Source organism: Bifidobacterium sp. (genome assembly GCF_051876855.1).
Classification (GTDB): Bacteria; Actinomycetota; Actinomycetes; order Actinomycetales; family Bifidobacteriaceae; genus Bifidobacterium.
This window is the reverse complement of the sequence record NZ_JBJEIH010000108.1, coordinates 1-4,794: the sequence shown is the minus strand read 5'-3', so window position 1 is coordinate 4,794 and position 4,794 is coordinate 1. Positions and strand designations below refer to the sequence as shown.

The following is a 4,794-nucleotide window of genomic DNA, read 5'->3' as shown; positions in this document are numbered from 1 at the left end:
CAACCCGTATCCAATCCTCCCGCTACAATATCCACCAACTGCGCAACGTCAGCGTCATTGATGGAGGCGGAGATGGGGAACGGCCAGCACACGTGCAAACTTCAGGATTTTTCGTCACTTTTCGACCAGCGGATTCTCGACCGTGCGTATGGGTATCGTGATGCCGGCATGGTCACCGATATCAGACAGTCCACGGATGACACCGATTTGTGGCATGCACAGGTGGCGGGCTCGCTCGGATTCTATGATGTCGATATCCGCATTCATGGTGGTGTGGTCATGTCCGCCGCATGCACCTGCCCATATGGCCAGAAACACTCATATTGCAAGCATGTCGGTGCGGTGCTTCTGACGATTGCAGACCAGCAACATGAGCGGCAGACCGATGCCGCTCTCCCGAACGACGCTTCAGAGGCCGTTCGTTGGTATTGGAATGATCAGTTTCCGGGCGCGGATGGTTGGAAAGCCGTGGACGTGCTGGACGAGGAGGATTGGAAAGCGGTTCGCCGCGTGCTGGAAAACGCTTTAGGATTGCCTGATTCACAGTTGCACTTGGTGTCGTTGATTCGCGCGAACGATTCATACACCAAACGGTCATCGACTTCTGCCCAGCGGGGCAATCAGACGAATGCCAACATGCGATTGCTGGTTCCGCTGTTCCACCCCACAGATGTTGCACAGCTGCCTCACGGTTGGTTTACTTTCCTCGAAGCCGCATATGAGCGTCTTGGCGATCGTGAGGGACTGCGGCACATGTACAGCAGGTACATTCTCATGGCCCGCACCCTACCCGAAGCGGTGTATGTGCAACGGCTGCGCCAGGTCTCGGGGGAGCATTGGCTGGAGGACCGAGACGCCATCGTTGATTTCGCATCCCGGCATTCGCTGGAGATTTCCTATGGTGGAAACAATCCGGCGTATGAACGATTACTGCGGGAAGAACATTTGCCGCAAGCTGCCGCAATATATTGCCGGCATAATGTGAATCCCCGGGTGTTGCTGAATCTGCTTGATCTGGTGGCGCAAACCGATCCGGAACGGTGGAAGGACCGGGTGCGCACGATGCTGCTGCAACCTGATTCGGAGTTCTACCGAGTGAATGATGATGCCTCGGTGCGTTATGTGGTGGCGTGGATCAGCAGGATTGAAACGGTGTTCGGTGCGGAGATGGCCCATGAATTGGCTACTCAGATTGTTTGCATGTTTCCGCAGCGCGAATGGTTGCATACGCGGTTGCTACCGTACTGCGGCGTCGCGGAGAGCAAGCAAGAGCCGGAAACGAGAATTAAAGATACCGATGAGGCTGACGGCGGGACTGAGGAAAGCAATGAGCAAGAATAATGACTTCCATGATGAGAACTTCATCGAGGAGCGGCCGCACGGAACTATGGAATCGTTGCTTGCTGTAACGGTGAGCTACCGGTTCGGGTACCGTTTTCTACAGCAGGATCTGCTCACCAATCTCCAGTGGGAAACGGTCAGAGATATTCTTGAACGCTACTTTGGGATGAAGGATGTCACCACCGCGTTGCGCTACGCAGCTGAGCGCGTACATGACGGGCTGCAGCGAAATCCAGGCGTTCATGTGAGTGCGAGTATTCGGCAGGATCTGGACTCGATGCTTCGCGCTGGCGGGAATGATCATCGCAAGGGTACCGGTGGCGGCGTTGCCGGTGACGACAAGGACGGCAATACCGCAGAAAATATTGTCCCTCCAAGCCCGGATGAGATTGCCAATCGCGGCCTGCCCGGAGGAGTGTTTGACGTATTGGAGGCTGCGTATGAGCATTTCGATGACAATGAAGGCTTGCTCAGAATCGCAATGTACGCGATTGTGTCCGATATCGTTCCTGCGCACCGCTACATTGCCATGGCGAAGGACCTCGCCGGCGATGAATGGCCGCAAATTCGCGATCGCATTGTCGAACTGTTCGAGGAATTCGACGACAAGTTATTCATCGGGTACGACAATCGCAATGTCGCGTACGAACAGCTGCTGGTGCAGGAGCAGCTGGGTGATGCCGCATGGAATTATCTGTGTCGGCGGCAGCCTCCCGTCGGTGGATGCGAGCCGATTCTCATGAGCGATAGTGTCAAGGACTGGGATTCTCTGTTCAGTACGCTTGCGCCGGTTGCGACGCTTTCTCAGCGCGATGCGGTGGTCTCGACGCTGATGTATCCGTTGCAGGACGCCGATGGTGATCTGCTCCATGAGGATACCGAGAAGAATCGGGCGAAGATTCAGCGTATCTTCAGGCAGTGCATACGCTTTGGCGCTCGTGACCGCGCAGTACGGGAGCGAGAGCGGTTGCGGATGATGTACCCACGCCGCCCGCAACTGCAAATGATGCTGGATAAGGTACTCGAGGAGCATGATGATGACGTTTCATGAGAGCGGGACGGCAAGTGACAAGCCCGCGGTACTGTATTACTGATATGTAACACAATAATACAGTATGCTGGTTGCTGACAGGCAGGCCCGCTTGTTACCTCAACTGGTTTTCCACCTGCTCTGTTAGCCAGCTTCTCTTCTCTCGTAGTGTTTCCTTGACGTTCAACTGGTGGCCATCTCCTGTTCGCGGCGGGTAGGTTTTCATGCCTTAGCCTGCCGGCAGGAGGACTGCATCTCATGTATAAGACTGTTGAAATTGGGTACCATCCGAAAGCCGGCGATATGGCTGCGGCGATCGAGCGCGCTGCGAATGAACTTGCCGCTCAAGGCTATCGTGTTGTGTCGTTTTCTGTCACGGGCAGTGCCAAAGCCATTGTGCTCGCTGAAAAAGAGTCAGATGACGCGCACTCGGAAGAGGCTATTGATCATGAATAGTAACCTGCGTAGGGCACTGCTCATCATCGGCGTCATCGGCATTATCTTCGGGGTCGTCGGTTACATCGGCCTTCTGATTGGCGGGAACTTCGGTGCGTTCGTCAATGGCATGACTCCCGGCATCCTGCTGGGCCTCTCTGCGCTGGTGATTATCGTTGTCACAGGCGGGGGACAACGGCACGGCGACTGAGTTTGCAATCACCGGCGTGTGTGATGTGAAACGCGTCAATGATTGTTGCTATTCGCATGCTGGTGTCCACTGACACTGTGCATTGTCGATAAACCTTGCCCCCTGCGTTTGTAGTCGCTTGTCAACGATGGGCGCAATGATCATGAGCCCCGCTTGGTGGAACCAGTGAACCTATGTTGTCACGACAGGTGGGTTCGGTTGTGACCGGCTTTCGGGCTGTCCGAATCTCCGAACACCTTACGAACACCATGATGGCTTTCAAGCCGGTCAGACTGCCGAACTCAATACGCACTGTTGCATTGCCCCCTGTTTCAACACTGAGATGCATCATGCCATGTTACGGTTTTCAGAAGTACGATCCATAGGTGTTCATCTCGATCGCTACTCTGTCCCCCTCAACTGTGTATTTTCCCTCTACCGAGAAAGTTTCGTATCCTGTCCACATCCTGCGTATTTCCTTGTTGAAGTCATCCGGCGCCTCGAACGTGCGTTTCACCCTTCCGTCGTATCTGGTGCTGTAAGTCCCATCCATGCCGACATTGTCGATTGTTGGATAGAAATCCATCGACCAGCTGATGTTGCTGATGGCGGGATCTTCGCCTGACCAATAGATCGGTGTGAAACCGAAAGGACATGCTTCGCTCCTCAGCGTCTTCATGGCCGCGCATTCATTCAATGCGCTTCGCATCTCCTTTGAGATTGCGGCTTCCAAATCCGCATTGGGCTCCACGTCAATCTCCCTGTCGAACAACAGGGTGTTCTCGTTCGTACGAATGGTCACCGTGCTCGTATTGAAATACCGCCCGACATCGGCTTTGATGACGTACGTTCCCGGATAGGCGGAAAAAGTCAGTGTCCTGTCATCAACGACATGCCCTGTGGTTTCAGCTTGTTCCGCGTTAAGCTTCACGTCGTTGACAAGATAGTCGTCCTGTCCTTTTGGCGCACTAAAAGAGACCTGCTTGAGTAGCGGCCTGATGATTTTCCAATTGTCGAATACCACATATCGCGAACCATCCGGGGCAAGAATAATTTCGTCACTGCAGGTTTCCCCGTTCAATTCATATGAGATATCTACAGCCAATGTCCCGTCGGAACGGTGGCGAATCGAAACGACGCGGGGCTCAGAGATTCTCGAGGATTCCGCCCGCCCAACCTTATTGGCAAGCATCGCTCGTTTGTTCGCTTGAAGCCTGGGCTCTGCAAGCTGCGTAGCACGCTGATAGTTACCAGAGGCAATCGCTGCCAGGTATTCATTGACAAGGGTGTTTGGGCTGAAAATCGTGCGAGACAATACTGTGTAGCATCCGTAACCGGCAGCGGCTACCGCTGCGAGAACAAGCAAGATAATCACTATCTTGTTCGTGAACAGTTGGTGCAACCGTGACCGAGTCGTGGTGAGTAGCGCTGAAAAACGTCTGGGGATGGATTGCTGCTGCCCAACATCACCGATGGTTGTCGGCGAACCGCATCGCGGGCAGAATGATGTTGGATGATCAATTGATAACTTACATGTGTTGCAAAGCATATATTCCCCCTGGCCATTATCGTGTATGGTTCGTTCCATATGGTCGCGGACGGATATCCGTCCGACGATGGAGGACAGCTTATCCAAAATCAGGGACCCGTGGGAGGGTCTTGTCTGGCACAGTGTGGCAAATGCAAATAGAATACTCGAAGATATCGGCGTGTCGGGAGGGTGAGAGAATCTTTGCTGGTTGTGTTGTGTGGTGTTTTCGACACGCCGGTGTTTGCGTGTGTTTTGTAGGGTTTGTGG

5 protein-coding genes are annotated in these 4,794 nt (G+C 53.9%); 4 read left to right on the top strand and 1 reads right to left on the bottom strand.

Annotation, left to right across the window (positions count from 1 at the left end; genetic code table 11):
* The first annotated feature begins 72 nt into the window (after positions 1 to 72).
* From ACI38B_RS07150 to ACI38B_RS07135, 4 genes are all read left to right on the top strand, one after another.
* On the top strand, positions 73 to 1,341 hold the full coding sequence (locus ACI38B_RS07150) for an SWIM zinc finger family protein (RefSeq protein WP_439730138.1): 1,269 nt from the start codon (positions 73 to 75) through the stop codon (positions 1,339 to 1,341).
* Positions 1,328 to 2,392 (top strand): hypothetical protein, encoded by a 1,065-nt coding sequence (locus tag ACI38B_RS07145; protein WP_439730137.1) that lies wholly within the window; start codon positions 1,328 to 1,330, stop codon positions 2,390 to 2,392. The genes ACI38B_RS07150 and ACI38B_RS07145 overlap by 14 nt, the downstream gene beginning before the upstream one ends.
* A 237-nt stretch (positions 2,393 to 2,629) precedes the next feature.
* Entirely contained in the window at positions 2,630 to 2,827 is a 198-nt protein-coding gene (locus ACI38B_RS07140; RefSeq protein ID WP_439730136.1) for a hypothetical protein, read from the top strand.
* Positions 2,820 to 3,017 carry a hypothetical protein gene (locus tag ACI38B_RS07135; protein WP_439730135.1) on the top strand — a complete coding sequence of 66 codons (198 nt, stop codon included), beginning with the start codon at positions 2,820 to 2,822 and terminating at the stop codon, positions 3,015 to 3,017. The genes ACI38B_RS07140 and ACI38B_RS07135 overlap by 8 nt, the downstream gene beginning before the upstream one ends.
* Positions 3,018 to 3,363: 346 nt before the next feature.
* On the opposite strand, the gene ACI38B_RS07130 is transcribed toward ACI38B_RS07135, so the two are convergent.
* Positions 3,364 to 4,794 (bottom strand): hypothetical protein (locus ACI38B_RS07130; RefSeq protein ID WP_439730134.1); only part of this gene is annotated, 1,431 nt, incomplete at its 5' end.